15 protein-coding genes are annotated in these 15,911 nt (G+C 48.8%); 4 read left to right on the top strand and 11 right to left on the bottom strand.

What is annotated here, in order from left to right; all coding sequences use genetic code 11:
- Positions 1-194: 194 nt before the first annotated feature.
- From B3W37_RS05215 to B3W37_RS05185, 7 genes are all read right to left on the bottom strand, one after another.
- Entirely contained in the window at positions 195-1,661 is a 1,467-nt protein-coding gene (locus B3W37_RS05215; RefSeq protein WP_483169660.1) for a flotillin family protein, read from the bottom strand.
- A 16-nt stretch (positions 1,662-1,677) separates the two neighbouring features.
- Positions 1,678-2,208, bottom strand: a complete 531-nt coding sequence (locus B3W37_RS05210) for an NfeD family membrane protein (RefSeq protein ID WP_483169659.1) — start codon at positions 2,206-2,208, stop codon at positions 1,678-1,680.
- A gap of 204 nt (positions 2,209-2,412) precedes the next feature.
- Positions 2,413-3,084, bottom strand: coding sequence for a PspA/IM30 family protein (locus B3W37_RS05205; RefSeq protein WP_483174982.1), 672 nt, complete (start codon positions 3,082-3,084; stop codon positions 2,413-2,415).
- A 270-nt stretch (positions 3,085-3,354) separates the two neighbouring features.
- On the bottom strand, positions 3,355-3,960 hold the full coding sequence (locus B3W37_RS05200; RefSeq protein WP_481040822.1) for a GerMN domain-containing protein: 606 nt from the start codon (positions 3,958-3,960) through the stop codon (positions 3,355-3,357).
- A 244-nt stretch (positions 3,961-4,204) separates the two neighbouring features.
- A complete protein-coding gene (locus tag B3W37_RS05195) occupies positions 4,205-5,968 on the bottom strand; it encodes a vWA domain-containing protein (protein ID WP_483169697.1) in 1,764 nt (587 codons plus the stop codon).
- Positions 5,969-5,993: 25 nt separating this feature from the next.
- On the bottom strand, positions 5,994-7,208 hold the full coding sequence (locus B3W37_RS05190) for a magnesium chelatase ATPase subunit I (RefSeq protein ID WP_483169657.1): 1,215 nt from the start codon (positions 7,206-7,208) through the stop codon (positions 5,994-5,996).
- A 449-nt stretch (positions 7,209-7,657) separates the two neighbouring features.
- Positions 7,658-8,443 (bottom strand): LytR/AlgR family response regulator transcription factor, encoded by a 786-nt coding sequence (locus B3W37_RS05185; RefSeq protein ID WP_483169656.1) that lies wholly within the window; start codon positions 8,441-8,443, stop codon positions 7,658-7,660.
- 146 nt (positions 8,444-8,589) lie between these two features.
- On the opposite strand from B3W37_RS05185, the gene B3W37_RS05180 reads away from it, so the two are divergent.
- Positions 8,590-9,465, top strand: a complete 876-nt coding sequence (locus B3W37_RS05180; protein WP_483169655.1) for a radical SAM protein — start codon at positions 8,590-8,592, stop codon at positions 9,463-9,465.
- 120 nt (positions 9,466-9,585) lie between these two features.
- Positions 9,586-10,233: a hypothetical protein gene (locus B3W37_RS05175; RefSeq protein ID WP_483169654.1), complete on the top strand. Its 648-nt coding sequence runs from the start codon at positions 9,586-9,588 to the stop codon at positions 10,231-10,233.
- Between the two features lie 325 nt (positions 10,234-10,558).
- On the opposite strand, the gene B3W37_RS05170 is transcribed toward B3W37_RS05175, so the two are convergent.
- Positions 10,559-10,861 (bottom strand): hypothetical protein, encoded by a 303-nt coding sequence (locus tag B3W37_RS05170; RefSeq protein WP_481040831.1) that lies wholly within the window; start codon positions 10,859-10,861, stop codon positions 10,559-10,561.
- Between the two features lie 288 nt (positions 10,862-11,149).
- Positions 11,150-11,356, bottom strand: a complete 207-nt coding sequence (locus B3W37_RS05165; RefSeq protein WP_481040833.1) for a helix-turn-helix domain-containing protein — start codon at positions 11,354-11,356, stop codon at positions 11,150-11,152.
- 155 nt (positions 11,357-11,511) lie between these two features.
- Here B3W37_RS05165 and B3W37_RS05160 point away from each other — a divergent pair, with 155 nt between their 5' ends.
- Complete coding sequence (locus B3W37_RS05160) at positions 11,512-11,895, top strand: helix-turn-helix domain-containing protein (RefSeq protein ID WP_481040835.1); 384 nt, start codon at positions 11,512-11,514, stop codon at positions 11,893-11,895.
- 329 nt (positions 11,896-12,224) lie between these two features.
- Here the strand turns inward: B3W37_RS05160 and B3W37_RS05155 are convergent, their stop codons facing one another.
- Both B3W37_RS05155 and B3W37_RS05150 read right to left on the bottom strand, forming a co-directional pair.
- Complete coding sequence (locus B3W37_RS05155; RefSeq protein WP_483169652.1) at positions 12,225-12,641, bottom strand: DUF1285 domain-containing protein; 417 nt, start codon at positions 12,639-12,641, stop codon at positions 12,225-12,227.
- A 104-nt stretch (positions 12,642-12,745) separates the two neighbouring features.
- Entirely contained in the window at positions 12,746-15,430 is a 2,685-nt protein-coding gene (locus B3W37_RS05150) for an aminotransferase class III-fold pyridoxal phosphate-dependent enzyme (RefSeq protein WP_483174981.1), read from the bottom strand.
- 193 nt (positions 15,431-15,623) lie between these two features.
- Between B3W37_RS05150 and B3W37_RS05145 the strand changes: the two genes are divergently transcribed.
- Positions 15,624-15,779, top strand: a complete 156-nt coding sequence (locus tag B3W37_RS05145) for a hypothetical protein (RefSeq protein ID WP_481040841.1) — start codon at positions 15,624-15,626, stop codon at positions 15,777-15,779.
- Positions 15,780-15,911: the final 132 nt, after the last annotated feature.

Genomic DNA, 15,911 nt, shown 5'->3' with positions numbered 1-15,911 from the left:
AACTTCTGAACTATTCCCATTCTGTCTGAATTCATTTTCTTCTCCCCAAACAATTCTACATTGATATATCATAATTACCGATAATACAATAATATGTAAATAATTGTGACACAAGTGGGCCACTTGCGGGTATGAATAATTTGGGCGACAGAGAGGTTTTCACTGTCGCCTTTTTCCGTTTCCCCCAATTGTTGCTAGGGCTGAGGCTGTTTATGGGTCAGCCCTGTAACCATCTGATTGATATCTATTCCCGACACTGATTTCAGCATTTCCGGTGCGGTTGCCATCAATGATGTTACATAGTTGCTCAGACGGGCCGCGCCCGCCCCGTTGCCGGTGTCAACTACCGTTAAGCTGTCGATGGATTTTAACGGTTCGGAAATTTTGGCGGCCAATTCCGGCAGCATTTTTACGATGATGTCCAATACCGCCGCCTCTCCGTATTTTTCAAAAGCCTCGGCCAGTTTTTGTTTGGCTTCCGCTTCGGCCAAACCGCGCAGGCGTATGACCTCGGCTTCGGCAGTTCCTTTGGCTCTTTCCGCATCGGCAATGGCCAACCCTTCCAGGCGTTTTTGCTCTGCGCTGCCTTTGGCTTCCGCCTCTATTTTATACTGCAACGCGTCCGCTTCCCGCAGGCGTTTGGCCTTGTCCGCCTCAGCCGCCTGCTCTACCGCGTAACGATCGGCGTCAGCCTTTTTCTTCACTTCGGCGTCGTATTGTTTCTGGCGGCGTAAGATTTCCCTTTCCTGCAAGTCAATTTCCCGGTCTTTTCTCACCATCTCTATCCGCATCTGTTCTTCCACCGCCACCTGCTCGGATTTGGCCTGCTGAATTTTATAAGCCTGATCCGCTGCGGCTCTGGCGGTATCCTGTTCCTTTTTAAAGGCGGCGACCTGAAGTTCCTTTTCTTTAAAAGCTTCGGCCACATTGGTGTCTCTCAGCAATTCTGCCTTTTGGGCTTCTTCATCGGCCAGCGCTTTCTGAATACGTGCATCCCTTATGGCTTGCGCTTCACCAATCTCGGCGTCACGTTTGACGGCGGCTATTCTGGGCTTGCCCAGAGCGTCCAGGTAGCCTTGCTTGTCGCGGACATCCTTAATCGTAAAGGAAACGATTTGCAGGCCCATTTTCTTGAGATCATTGGCGGCGACCGCCTGCACCTCCTGGGCAAACTTATCACGGTTGCGGTACACTTCTTCCACCGTCATAGTACCGAGAATGGCCCGGAGGTGGCCTTCCAACACCTCTTGAGCCTCCTGCTGCAGAGCCTCTTTGGGTTTTCCCATGAATTGTTCGGCGGCCGTTACCACATCCTCCACGGAACCTCCGATTTTAATGATTGCGACTCCGTCAGCCATGACCGGAACACCTAGTTCGGTGTAGACTTCAGGCGTGGTAACATCCAGTTTGTGGGATAGCAAGGAAAGAAAATTCGCTTCCTGGAAAATAGGCAGTATAAATGCGCCGCCTCCCCGGACGATTTTTATCTTTCGCCCCGGATCGTCGGAAAGCACATTTTTGCTGCCCAGCATGGACCCGGTCACAATCATGGCTTCGTCGGGGCCCACCGTCTTGTATCTGGCCCAAAAAGCCAGACCCAGCACCAAAACAATCACAATTACGATCAGTGGAACCGTTATAACGCTTAATATGCCCGGCATGGCATCAATCCTCCTTTTACTGCTCTTCGTACAAAAAGACCTTCAAAACTCCATTCTCAACCTCAGCCACAACCACCCGGGTTCCCATCGGGAAGTCCTCTCCGTTGCAGCTGCAGGCGATATGATTGGTATTGCCTCCGCCTATTTTGACCAAAATTTCTCCAAACCCGTTTCCAGGGACCGGTACGCTCACAGTCCCGATTTTCCCCACCAGTTCCGCCATGGAATATCCACTGGAATTCTCCGCGTTTTTCATGGGCCTGACATTGACAAAATAGATCAATATGGAAAATATCAGGGCAATTATTACGGAAAACACGGCCACCGAAGCTGCGGCCAGCGAACTGATGCGTCCAAGCATAATGCCGGCTCCGCCAAAAATGGTGATGCCGCTGACCAGGACCACGGGACTGAGGAAATCCAAATGATCAAAAGAGAGGGAATGAAATATTCCTCCGCAGATATCGCCCAGCAAATCTCCGAAAATAATGGTAATGATGGCAAAAATCAGCCCTCCCCACAGGCAACCCCAATATAATGACTCCATTGGTTCTCCCTCCTGAAGGTAGTAAAACATTCCGTATACTCATGCACATAATCTGGGTAGATTTTTCCGAATTACTGGTTGCCGTCAATCGAGCTGGGTCCAGTATTGCTCACGCCTCCGCCTTGTACTCCGAAAAATCCACTCCAACTTTATACACAATTTACGAATGTTGTACCGGCCGGAAATGACAATGATATGGGGTGATTATTCGCCTGCCTCTAACTTGGCCTTTAATTCCGCCAATTCACGTTCAATGGCATCGCCGGCGCCCAGCGCTTCCAGTTCCTGATCCACCGACCGGCCGCCGCTCAAGTCTCCCGCGGCGATCTGGGCTTCAGCCTCCATTTGCAAAACCTTGGCTTCCATGCGTTCAAATCCCCCCCGGGAGCTGTCTTTGACGAAGCCGCGGGATGAATCTGCCACGTTCTTCTGAGCTTTGGCGGCTTGAACCCGGGCGGCCAGGGTGTCGCGCCTGGCTTTGAGACGCTCGAATTCGTCCTTCATTTCCTGAAGCTGGATTTTAAGGCTATCGGCGATCTCCGCCATATGATCATATTGTTGTTTGTAATCGCTGGCTCTGGACACGTACAGATTCTTTTCCTTCAGGGCTTCCCGGGCCAGGTCTTCACGTTCTTTTTGCAGAGCCATCAAGGCCTGGTCAGAGCGTTTATCCGCCAAAGCGGCCGCTTCTTCATATAACCTTTTCAGCTTATGAACCACCACCAATTGCCTGGCAACGGCATTTTCGGCATCGGCGATGTCATCCCCCATATCCAGGAGATACTGGTTGAGAAGTATTACCGGATCTTCGGCCTTGTCCAGCAAAGCGTTCAGGTTGGCTCTAATGTTATCGTTAATCCGCTTAAAAAGGCTCATAATCGGACCACCTCCATCAATTTCATGAGCGCAGATTCAAAATATTAAATCCCGGTGACTTCCCTCCCTTCATTTGATTAATTTAGATTATATTTACAACGATACTACAAATTGCATGGATATCCAACATATAGTCGCGAAGGCCCCCCGGTCGAACCAGCGGAGGCTGCGAAGTATTGCGGCCTTGCGGCCATGAGCATTTCAAGCAAGGGCACGGCCTAAAACGGCCCTGCCCCTGCTTGCAGCCTTTTGCGTCGGCTTATCTGTTTATTATTTGGTCAAATCGTAGTTGGGAGCCAGAGGTTCGGATAAATCCAAATAATTGATCGAATCAGCATATTCACCGTCAATCATCAAGCTGACTTCTTTGACGGTAGGGTATTCACCCAGGGTATTAACCAGGGAATAAACCATGAGTTTGGCCTGCTCCTTGGTTGGCACATTGCGAACGTGATTGCTGACGTCTACTATGCACAGACCATCAGATTTGATGTTGATGTCCAGCAGTTGCGTACCCTCAGGAAACAACCTTACGTTTTCGGCCTGGGCAGGCCCCCGGAAAAGCTCCTGCACGGTTACTCGCGCCATGCCGGCAGTCTTCTCCACGCTCCTGCTTTCTGCAACCAGGCCTTTATTATCCTGGTCTCCATAATAGAGGGTGACGCTAATTTCTTCCTGAGTGGCAACCGGAGCTTCAGGAAGCAGATCCTGTATGCGCGTAGCCGGCTGTGGGGCGGGTTCCCGGTTTATAGATTGCTGCAGCAAGTCTTTAAGCTGCTGTACTTTATCAGCGCCCTGGTTGGAAGAACAGCCTCCACTGAGCAAACAGATGCCTAGTACAACTGCCGTCAGCGCAATAATCAACTTCTTTGCCATAAATATGCCTCCTCCAAAATATTCCTTTTAATTAATACTAAGCGCTGACGGTTATTATGAATCTTTTTATAAAATTATAAAAAAAGCGAGCACCTAACGGTGCTCGGTATGAAGGAGGAGTTATTAAAAAGAAAACTTAATTACATATTAGCAGATATGTCAATCAACTATTATACTATTGAAATTTTAGCAGAATCCCACGAATAATGTCAAACTCCTTATCAAGCAACAGCCGGTAACTACGTCATTGTTTCACTTCCTGCAGCTGTTTTTTCTCGCTGCGGACAATACTGATGAGGTTATCTTTGTTCAGGTCGTCAACTATATACAGGACCCCATGGGCGCGTTCTGCCACTTTTTCGAGGTATTGGCGGTAGGCCTCGATGCCGATGCACATAAATCTAATCTTGGCCTCTTCAATTTTTCCCGCCGCTTCCAGGGCATCCGCTTTGGCATCCATAGTCCACAGCGGGGTATTGGGCAAGCCGTCAGTAATCAGCACCAGCAAGGGGTTTCTCACCCGACTGTTTTTGATCAGATCTACTGCAGTCATAATGCCGCTGGCCAGAGGTGTCAATCCGGCCGGATTGATCATGGCCAACCCTTTCTTGAGAATCGACTGTTTCCGTGTAAATGGCACCACTACCTGACTGCTTCTTTCCTGAAAGATCACCACTGCCACTTTTTCCTTGCCGGACAGCAACAGGTGTTCCGCCAGGAAACAGGCGGCCTGCCTCTTATCCCCTGCCATGCTGCCGCTGGCATCAATCAAGAAGCAGATATCGACCGGCACATAAGTCTTTTTATCATAATAATGCAAATCATCTTTTTTAATGACCAGATGCTTATCGCCACGCAAAAAACTGTTTTTCTTGGCCTGAATAATGGTTTCCGGCACCGCCAGGTCACCGGACCAATTTTTGTCCGGGTTGTTTATGGTACGGTTGCGGTTGGTCAGTTCCACTGATGACATTTTGCTTTCCGACTTGCCCAGTTTTTTATAGCGGCCTTTTCCTCCGGCCGGCATTTTCCGGATATTGCGCCTGATTTCGGTTTCCAGTTCACACTTATTGGTTAAAACAAAATCTTTTAAAGCCTGCCCTTGCTTAGTTAATACCTTGCCGAACATAGTTTCTTTAATAATTCCCAGTTCTTCCAATTGTTCTATATCGTTTTCGATATCTCCCCATTTTTTCTTCTGCTGTTCGATGCCTTTGCGCTTCAAAATATTAGTGGAGTAATTTTCCATAAATTCTTCAATTTCCTCCACCCCGCCGAATTTTTCGGCCAGTTTTATGATCAGCTGATTAACATTTTCTTTATCGGGCAGCTGCCGGGCGTTTTGTCCCTTCAGTCTTTTCCAGGGCAGGCGCATGTATCCGGCGTAGCTTTCTTCCTCCCGTTTTTGATTGCCATGGGTTATATTCCGTACCCGGGACAGTTTTAATTCGTTATTGAGAATGAATTCTTCAACAATTTCTGCGATTACATAGACCAGATAATATTCTTCTTTTTGCAGCTGGGCCAGGATATGGACATGATCATGACCCTCGTCGGATTCGCTATAGGGCTGGATTTTTTCCTGCATCAATTCGTATACGGTACCTTTGCCCATAGCAGTGGTCAAGAATATCTTGGTGGCAAAGCCGGCTGCTATCTTAAAGCGCTCATCCTCCGCGTACTGAAGCTGGGGGTCTTTGACGATGAAATACTGATTAAACCCCCAAAAGATGGCCTTGGCCAGTTCAACCGGATCAACCTCGCCGGGCCGGTGAAACACATCCATGTGAACTACCTGACCTTCATCGACAAAATCCAAAAAGCATTTGCCCGCATCCCGGTTGGTGAAGATCTTAATCTGGCCTTTAACTCTTTTTTCCGGCATGCGGCCATGGGTATGGCAGCTCACCACCGTACTCTCGCCCAAACGAATGCCCTGACCCTGACCCAGATACAGTCCGAGGTAGTTGCCTACAGAAGCGGCCTTGTCGACTTTGGATTTTTCCATCCATGCCACTTTAGACCACTCCTCCCTAATAATCAGTCGGCGTCAGGTTCTTTTCGGTATTGATTAATTCACCGCGGCTTAAATCCTTCAATGAACGGGCATCATGCTGAAAATATTCAGGTTCTTCTTCCTCTTTTTTCTTTTCTTTACGGTTCTTGAAGCTTAAGATGCCTTCTTTGCTGCCCCGGGTGTCGAGGTCGTTAATGATGCGAACCAGGGTGTCACCGTCGACACGATGCTTCAATACCAGGGGTATGGTTTCGGTAACATCCGATATTTGTACCTTATCCCGGTTTTTTATTAAGCAGCGCAAAACCGATCCCTGCTGCATGGCCTCAATAGCCCTGATACTTTCCAGATTATGCTTGATATACAAGCGGGCAATGAAGTTGCGCAAAAAGTCAGGCAGCTCGGTCTTGTCATACTGCTCAGCCCAGCGGATGATCTGCTGGCGATAGGCGTCGTTTTTGCTTTCATCCACCTGTACTACTCTTCTTTGCTTATAGAGACGGGCTTTCTTCTGGTGAGAATTTTCCGCCAGCATATGAGAAAGAATATCCACTGAATGAGGCCTTCCCATATAGCAGACCATGTCAAAACGGTCTGACAACTGGCGCCGTATCTCCTCCAGCGGGCCCGGGTCTTCATCCGGGTTGGAGGCTGCCCACACCGATACATTAACAATGATCTCCACGGCCGGTAATCCGGCTTCTTCAATCTGCAGGTGTCCGGGTTTATTGCCCATCACATCCAACAGGATGTCAGTAATTTCTGGCGAAGTGTCTGCCAGGCGGTTGATTTCATCTATAAATAGAATTCCGCGGTGGGCTTGCGGGATCAAACCGGGGAGCATATGTGCTTCCGGATGATTAGGATCCGTCAACCTGGCCAGATCGATACTGCCTGCGACAGTCCCCACCTTGGCTGAGTGGGAGATCTCTAAGAACGGCATGGGAATCATTTCGGTGCCGATGGATTCGATTTGTTCCTGGGTTAAATAACGATGGTGGGGACAATGGGGATCATAGGGATCACAATTATATATGCAGCCTTTTATGCGTTCGATGGGCGGTAGGATACCCCGGGCAGATCTCATAATTGTGGTTTTACCAGTACCGCGCAACCCCTCAGCATGCACATGCAAAGGCTCACCAGCATATGTAGAAACGATGGACATCATTACCAGATTAAATAAGGCCTCGTTACCCTCATACCTTTCTAATACATAAAATGGTAACATTCTATCACTCCAATCTCGCCTGCGGCTATAGATCTCAACGACCTAAAGACGCCTATCCCCCAGTTTTATTTCATATTTTTCTCGGGAGTCTTTTGATGGACGACGTTCCGTCCCATCACCCATCCTGTTGCTCCTCTGTCTACCCTCCTCACATTTTTGTCTGTACGTACTAATACCCTAATTGTATATTAATAGATTTTGTGATTTTTTTCGCTAGGTTTGTTTTGTTTAGTAGTTTTCACGGGTTACTTTGACAGTTCAAATTGATGTCCGCACCAAAACCGGGTTTTAGTCAATTTTTCACCCCCAGCCCAGGACAAAAATCCTGTTTAATCATGCTTTCTTAAGATTATACCATTATCCATGCTCCGCGGTTTAGCACCATAAAGTTAATTATATGGTATGTACGGTATGTTTTTTATCCCCAGTGACACTATATTAAGTATAAATTAAATACCTAACCTGTGCCGCAATAATTTAGCTCTGGAACGGCTCAAAATTATGTCCCTTTCACAACCATGCAGGCGCAGGACATACGACCCTTCTCCAAAATTCAATATCTCTTTGACATAATTCAGATTAACCATGAAGGCCGGATGAGCACGGAAGAAATCGATTTCGCTAAGCTTGACGGCCAGTTCATTCAGGGTGAAGTTGCTGATGTACATCCCGTTGCGGGTGCATATGATCACCTTTTTTACCTGGCTCTCACAATATACTATGTCTTCCTCCTTCAGCAGGGTGATTTTGCCCTTGCCGCGCACCGGCAGAAGGTTAAAGGTCTTATTCGCTTGGCGGTATTTGCCTAAAATGAATTCTATTCTTTCCTTGAGTTTGATTTCCACTATTTCCTGGATGCGTTCCCGGTCAAGAAGGCGTTCCCTGGCCCGAAGCACCGACTTTTCGATGCGCTTGGATTCCACAGGCTTGACTAAATAATCCAGGGCTCCCCAGGCAAAGGCTTCAACCGCCCGTTCAGGCTTTTCACCCACCAGTGCCAACAGAGGAGCATCCTTCTGTTCAGCCCAGGCCGACACCGCTTGCCAGGCGCCCTCTTCCATTTCGCCGACATCCATTATAACCAGGTCGGCCAATTGTTCCCGGCTACATTTAAGTGAGGCCAGGCCGCTGACCGTTTCCCCAACAACTTGCACGGCTTTTATCTGTTCCAAGAGATATCTCAGCACAATGCGTTCTCTTTCCTGATCGGCTGCAATTAAAACCCGAAGGGGCATAATAATCCTGCTCCTTTGTATATCTTATTGTAAATATAGCCATTAAAAGCCCTGAAAACAACTGGAAATTAGGCTTTTGTATCTATTAAGCCTTCAAAAGCATTATACAATCTGCTATGTTTGATTTATATAAGGAGGTTTAAGCCATGCGTTATGAAGGAATTGTATATCGCCCGCCCAGCGAGGCCGGAAGCTTACTTATACAGGCCACCATCGGATGCCCTCATAACCGCTGCGCCTTTTGTTATTTGTACAAAGACAAGAAGTTCCGCGTCCGGCCTGTAGAGGATATCAAGGCAGATCTGCAAACGGCCCGGGAGTATTATGGCGAAGGGGTCCAGTCCGTCTTTTTCCCCGATGGCAACACCATTGTGATGAAAACTGAACAGCTGGTTGATATCTGCCGCTATGCCCGCGCCTGTTTCCCTCACCTGCAACGCATTACCGTGTACGGTTCGGCCAAGTTTGTGAATAAAAAAAGTCTGGAAGAACTGATAACCCTTAAAGAGGCCGGCCTGAACCGCCTCCATATGGGAATGGAGAGCGGGGATGATGTGGTCTTGAATGAGATCTGCAAAGGCACCAGCAGCGAAGAAATCATAGCGGCGGGATTAAAGCTCAAACAGGCTGGCATAGAAGTGAGCGAGTACTATCTGGCCGGGGTAGGCGGTAGAAAATACAGCCGGCAGCACGCCATCAACAGCGCCAAGGCCTTAAATGCATTCGTCCCCAGTTTTATACGCTTGCGGACATTTTTTCCCCAGCCCGGTACTCCTATGTATGAAGCCTACCAGAGCGGGGAATTCGAGCTGCAGACCCCTCACGAAACCCTGCGCGAGGTGAGACTGTTGCTGGAAAACCTGGAATGCGAAGGCAGCGTCTTTCTGAGTGACCACAGCAACAATTACTGCAATATCAACGGGATCCTGACAAGGGATAAAGACCGCATGCTGGCTGAGCTAGATGAGCTGTTGAGCTATGATGAACGCCTATTCAGGCCCCCGCATTTAGGGGTGCTCTAGCCTGAATCGGGAAGCGTCTGTGTCCCCCGGCCAAGTGTATATCGCGGAAAATGCCGTTAAACCATGGTTAATGGCTGCTCTTACCGTCGTTCCAGGCCTTTGCCGGCATGGAGGAAAACCATGATAAAAAAGACATTAATCTTTATTCTGGTACTAATAGTGCTCTATATCGTTGTGGTAAGGCCGTGGATGCTGCGCATGGGCGCCACCGATGAGGAAATCGGCGCTGCCATACCGGGTGATGGACTGGTGGCCGATCCCAACTGGAAATACACCCAGGCGGTCACCATAAATGCTCCCCGGGAAACGGTGTGGGCTTATGTGGTGCAGATGGGCTATAAGCGGGCGGGCTGGTATAATTGGGATTTTATCAATCGTATGGCCGGGCCGGGTTACTTTTATGAAGGCAACCAGTCAGCCAACCGTATCATTCCGGAACTGCAGGATCTGCGGGAAGGGGATAAGATCCATCTCACCCCGCAATTGGGGATGGAAGCCGAAAAGGTACAGCCGCCCCAGACCTTGATGCTGACCGGTAAGCAAAATGAGGACTACCTGGTGGCTTGGACTTATCAACTCCAGGCTGTCGATGAAGAAACCACCCGCCTGCTGGTGCGCTGGAGCAGCAATCAGAATGAAGGCTGGAGACTCAGACTGCTCAACTATCTGATCATCGAACCGGGCGGCGCGGGTATACAGCAATGGCAAAACCTGCAGGGCATAAAAATCCGGGCGGAAAAGGAATTTGAAGCAGGCGCAAGGCCCTGAATGCAGGAGTCAGGCGGTTTTTTGCCATTGGCCGGCTAATCTGTTTCACCTTTTTCACCACGCTTTTGTCAACTCCCAGTAGGATTGCAATGACGCGCTGCGATAACCTGGTATTCGGTCGCAGGTTTCCTCTGCTGTCTCGCCACACCCCCACCCCCGCCTCCGGCACCATTAATTCTATTAGTTATACCGTAAAGCGCGATAACGGACAGAAGAACCTTCCATGTATAACATTTCGGATAATACCTGAAACTTAAGAGTCTTAATCATATCTGGCGCAAAATTTATGATGGTTCAGGAGAGTGAAGTCGCTGAAACTTTAGCCCTATAGGCAATGTTTGACATTGGAATATGCTGTAAATGAATTGGGGTTATTTATTAATTGGGATAATTCTAAAGGCTTTGATGTTGGAATATCGCTTTGCTTTTCATATAGGCTATATGCCACCTGCCATCTTTCCCGCTCACTAGCCCTCTTTTTACATAAAAACAGTTGTATTTGTTTATGTCGTTGCCGGGCATGTTTTTCCACAATGATCAATGCTACGTACAAAGATACATACAATGCGCCTTTGAATAAGTAAAAAATGAAAGTACCAAATAAAAACATTTCTTGTAATCTAGTCACTTTTTATCCTCCTCCTATTGGCATTTTCTACCCCCCCATCCTTCCCGTGACAAAGTTAACAATTACTGCTACGTATCCAGGTAAATCCTGGTGAAAATATACAATGAACTAAACATTCCGGATATCAGTGAAACCGTAATGGCAAATGCAACTAACAGCCCTTTCACCGGTTTTCCTCCTTTCATCATTATTTAAAACATAGCAGCCATTATTAAATCCCTGGCTTTTTTCTGACGCTCCGCCCTCTTTTTGTTAACATTTCGAAACCAAGGGGCGAAAAAAAGCCCGTTAATCGGACTTTTTGATTAATGAATCTGGGTTTGCTTGCAGTATTTTGCATATTTTAACGAATTCTTCAAGGGTGAATGGCCTTTTTCCATTTTCCTTCTGGTTGTATCCAGTTGCCGAAAGTCCGAGCTTTCGAGCTATTTCTCTTTGAGTCAATCCGCACCGAACCCGTTCGGCCCGAATGTTTCTCTCAATGGGAAAAGTCATTAACGTCTCCCCTCTATCGGTTAACTTTTTGCAACTCCGGTAATACCAAACTACCAGATCGGTAAATTTTTGTCAATAACTTTTGTTAACAAAAATCATTATTTCTTGCGCATTAAGTTAATTCGTGTTATATGTTTATTAGAATGTGTAAGAGGGTGGTAAAGATTAATAAAGACCTAAAACAGACAGGAGCAAATCAGACAGATGCAAAACAGCTAAGAGAAGTATTTGCCCAACGGTTAAAGGAAATAAGGGAAGAAAGGGGGTTATCTCAGGAGGATGTAGGCAAGATGGCTGGGGTATCAAAGGCAACTATATCCAAATACGAGGCAGCTTGTCATCCGCCCAAGCTGATCCATGCGGCGGCCATTGCCAGGGCCTTGAACGTAGGTTTTAGCTATCTGATTGGATTCACCGACAACCGCTATGTCCAAGAAACCAATATTTTAACAGACTTGTTTTTGTCGTTGTCGGACGATGGCAAAACAGAACTTTTAAACTATGCTAGATACTTAGAGACAAAAAATGCCAAGGAGTGAAAGTCTTTAGAAGAGGGCTGGAGGTCGCTAAAAAGGTCGGTAGGGCAGGCAAGGAAGAGGCAGATTGTGTCTAAAAGTCTGCCTCTCGCAACTCAATAAATCAATAGCAAAAATTCCTTCAAACGGCCAAATAACAGCACTTTGTGGTAAAAATGAGGGGTAGCCTCCCATATCTGCTATCATTGGGTAGGCCGTAATCTTTTGTGTAAAGTAAATTGCATCCCAAACATTTTTTCGAAATCTTACCGAAAGTTCTCACATAGTCTGCCGTCCCGGTGTAACGGTGTACAGTGTTTGCAGCCCCACGGGGTTTTATTACAGTCTAAAAGTTACTGTTCCTGCAAGGCGGGTGTGGCGATATAGACGTCATCACCCTGGAAGCGGAAGTACTGGCTCAGCTTCCAGTACACCCCGCGGCTCAGGCGGGTATCTGCTTCCCAGCGAAAGGATATATAGGGGACATCCCCTTTAAGAATCAAACGAACCTCTCCTTCCAGGTACATTTCCTGCAAGTCATGAAAGGTCAGTTTTATTCTGCCGTCCTCCTTGGAGTACCCGCTGGCCAAAAAGGGAACATCTTCGACTGTCAGAGGGTTGAAGTCGCTGCCCAGGCGGATGCCGTAGCTGCCGTCCTCAGCTTTTTCAATGTGCTGCGCTAAAATATTTAAAATATTGCGGCGAAACATTTCGGCTTCGCCGAAATACCATTTGCCGTTCTTTCTAATGGTTATTTCTGTTAGATCCATGCCCCTACCCCCTTGTTTTACCATCCGCTTTAAAGGCTGGTTTCACTCCTAATCATAACCTTTTCCGGCCAGTATCGCAAAATGCTGTGATGCATAGCAAGGCTCTACAGACTGCCCGCCTTTTTGAGAGTAACCAGAGAGTTCTGATATATGGCAGCGATATCGTCCTCATCCAATTCGTCATTGCCCATTTTTAACCCGGCCAGGCCAAAGCCGTGTTTGGCAGCCAGGCCGCGCAAATAGGTGACTGTGGATAAGCTCAGATTATTGCCGATGCTGTAATCCTGATAATCCCCTTCCAGGGCTAAGAGCATGGTTTCGGACAGGCAAGCCAGGGTGACCCCGTCCCGGTAACCCAGGTTAGCCCCAAATGCAACCTGGTCGGGCAACTGTACCAGTCCTCCCTCTAAAACCAATACATCGCGCCGGGAAGCTATGGTCTCGGGAGCCACATCGGCTGGCCGGGCCACATCGCATACCACTGCACCGGAACGCAGGTGATGGGGGAAGATCAAATACTCAGGCGAATTGCTGGCCGCCACAACCAGTTGGCAATCCGGCAGGGTGGCCTCCACATCCAGAGATAAATGCAGGGGGCAGCGCTGGCCCAGGCCGTCACACCACTCCTGCAGCATTTTATAGGATACCGGTTGACCGAGAGTCAGATGATTTTTCAAATCCCGGGTTAAGGCCGAAGATATCCTGGCACCGGTTTTAAGAGCACTATCCAGCCAGGCTGCCAATCCGCTCAAATTTCCTTGCTGGCAACGCTGCCAGGCCCAGCTCAGCAAATCAGCGGCCAATGAATTCAAGCGGTTCTGGCTGCTCTTTACATGGGCGGGATTTCCCAGCAAGGTGATATTGGCAATCTGTTCGGACAGCATCACCGCGCAAGCCCGGCCAATTGATCCAGTGGCCCCGACTACAGCACCGCGGGCTTGCTCCAGGTTTATTTTCATTTTGCCGGCTCCTGCGGCCAGGGCCTCCATGGCCATCAAGGTGGTAAAGCTGTTGCCGCTGGTAATGGCAACCCCCCTCCCCAGGGCGGAGCGCCCGCCCCGGGTCACCACCGAAGTCAGCGCCCCCAGGCCTATGATGCCGGCCCCCAGATCACGTCCAATGTCCACCGCTTTACGGATGGCTTCCACAGCCTCTTCCCGGCAGGAGCCCATGATTTCCCGGCCGCCATAAGGCACCCCGATCAGCCACCCCTCGGCAACGGTTCCGTCCAGGGAGCGGATGCTGGGCAGATGGCACACCACCCCGGGTTCAGCGGCGCGGCTTTCCCATTCCATAAAACGGAACAATTCCTCGCGGGAATAAGCATCGAATGAAGGATTGTTCAATACCACATCTTCAGGCCCGGGATAATGGATAATGAAGGCGAATTTCCTGCTCGGGGCTTCGTCGTTGTTTAGCTTGGAATATCGGGTTTGGCGATGCTTGCTGCGATAATCCACAATTTTGCCGGGAATGGCCGTATCCCCTATCAAATAGCGGTACAGCCTGCCATAATCCTTGTTGGCCATGATTCTGCAGATATCGTCTACCGCCTGGAGCACTCTGTCCATAGCTTCGTCTTCAATGGTCAGGGCGGGCTCCAGACGCAGGGTCATGGAATTATTCAGGTAAGGGGCCAGGCGGATGTGATAGCAGTTTAATAAGAACCCGGTTAAAAGCGCGGAGAATCCGCCCTGGTCTACCAGATAAGACATATCATAAGAACCGCAGTCTCCCAGTTCATTGAACTCCAACCCCATCATCAAGCCCTGCCCGCGCACCTCTTTTACCACACCGGGGTAGCGGTCAGCGATGAGTTCAAGCTGTTCAAGCATATAGCTGCCTTTGCGTTTCACATCCTTGATCAGGGCCTGATCATCCTCCAGCAGCCGTTCTAAAACCGCCTGCCCCACCGCACAGGTTACGTTGTTATTGGCAAAGGTAGAACTGTGCAGCATGCCGAAATCATCGTTCCATACCCGGGGTGAGCTTATGCAGACGCCCATGGGCAGAAGGCCGCCCCCCAGAGCCTTGGCCAATAAAAGCACATCAGGCTCAATGCCGTCATGCTCACAGGCAAACAAACGCCCGGTACGCCCCAAGCCGGTCTGTATCTCATCGACAATAAAGACCGCCCCGTGCTCCCGGCATAAAGCCTGGGCGTCGCGGAGATAGCCTGGCTGGGCAACTATGATGCCTCCTTCGCCCTGTACAGGCTCCACAATAAAAGCAGCAATCTCTCCATCATGGGCTTTAAACACATCCTGCAAAGCCTCTATATCATTGTAGGGCACTCTTACGAATCCGGGGGCCGGCGCCCGGAACGGCTCCTGGTAGGAGCTCTTGCCGGTTGCCGACAAAGCCCCCAGGGTCTTGCCGTGAAAACTATTGGTGGTTGACACGATCAATGCCCGGCCGGTAGTGGACCTGGCCAGTTTTATGGCCGCCTCCACTGCTTCAGTGCCGCTCTGGCAGAAAGTGGAGTAGCACAGGTCACCGGGGGTAAGTTCTGCAAGCATATTGGCCAGTTTTAAGGCTTCCGCAGGCAGAGAGGGCTGACACAGGCTGGGAATGCCGGCCTGGCGCACCATTTCCAGGCGTTCCCATATAAAGTCGGGGTTGTAGCCAAACGGAACCGAACCATATTGAGCTATGAAATCCAGATAGCGGATACCTTTATCATCTATCAAATAACTGCCCTGGCCGACGGTATAAGTTTTATCCAGGCAGAAGTTTTCCAGGACATCTTTGAGGGTAGGATTCAGAAGATCTCTGCGCAGGTTATTCATAAAGGCCTCCTTTTGGATGTGCACATAATTGTGCAATAGTTTCTGTTATATACATTCTAGTTAATAATGGCCCTTTGTCAAATTTAAAGCGGGTTTTAAGTAAATTTTTTGCCAAACACATAAAAAATATGAATGCTGGAATAATAATGGCAGAGTCCCCACTTCTGGAATCTGGAATAAGGAGGCCATAAAAATGAGTGATGAGTTCAGACAGGACATCAAAGACGCTAACGATATAGAACTGAGAAGCTTCAGCTTTCTTCGCAGCGGCTGGTGGATTCTCCACATTGTCTCCATTGCTGTGGTTTTCTACCTGGGTTGGATGTTCGGAGGCGCTATATTTCGATAAGGACGTCAAAGAGACAGGACGGGGGTTTGCGATCGTGCCAATCGAAACCCCCGTCCTGCTTTTTTCCGGCTTTAAATTCAATACCTTTTAGGGAGATTTAAATCCCGATAATTACCATTCCTGGGGCAGTTG

The sequence above is a fragment of the Syntrophomonas sp. UBA5494 genome (genome assembly GCF_002426325.1).
This window is presented reverse-complemented; position numbering and strand designations above follow the sequence as displayed.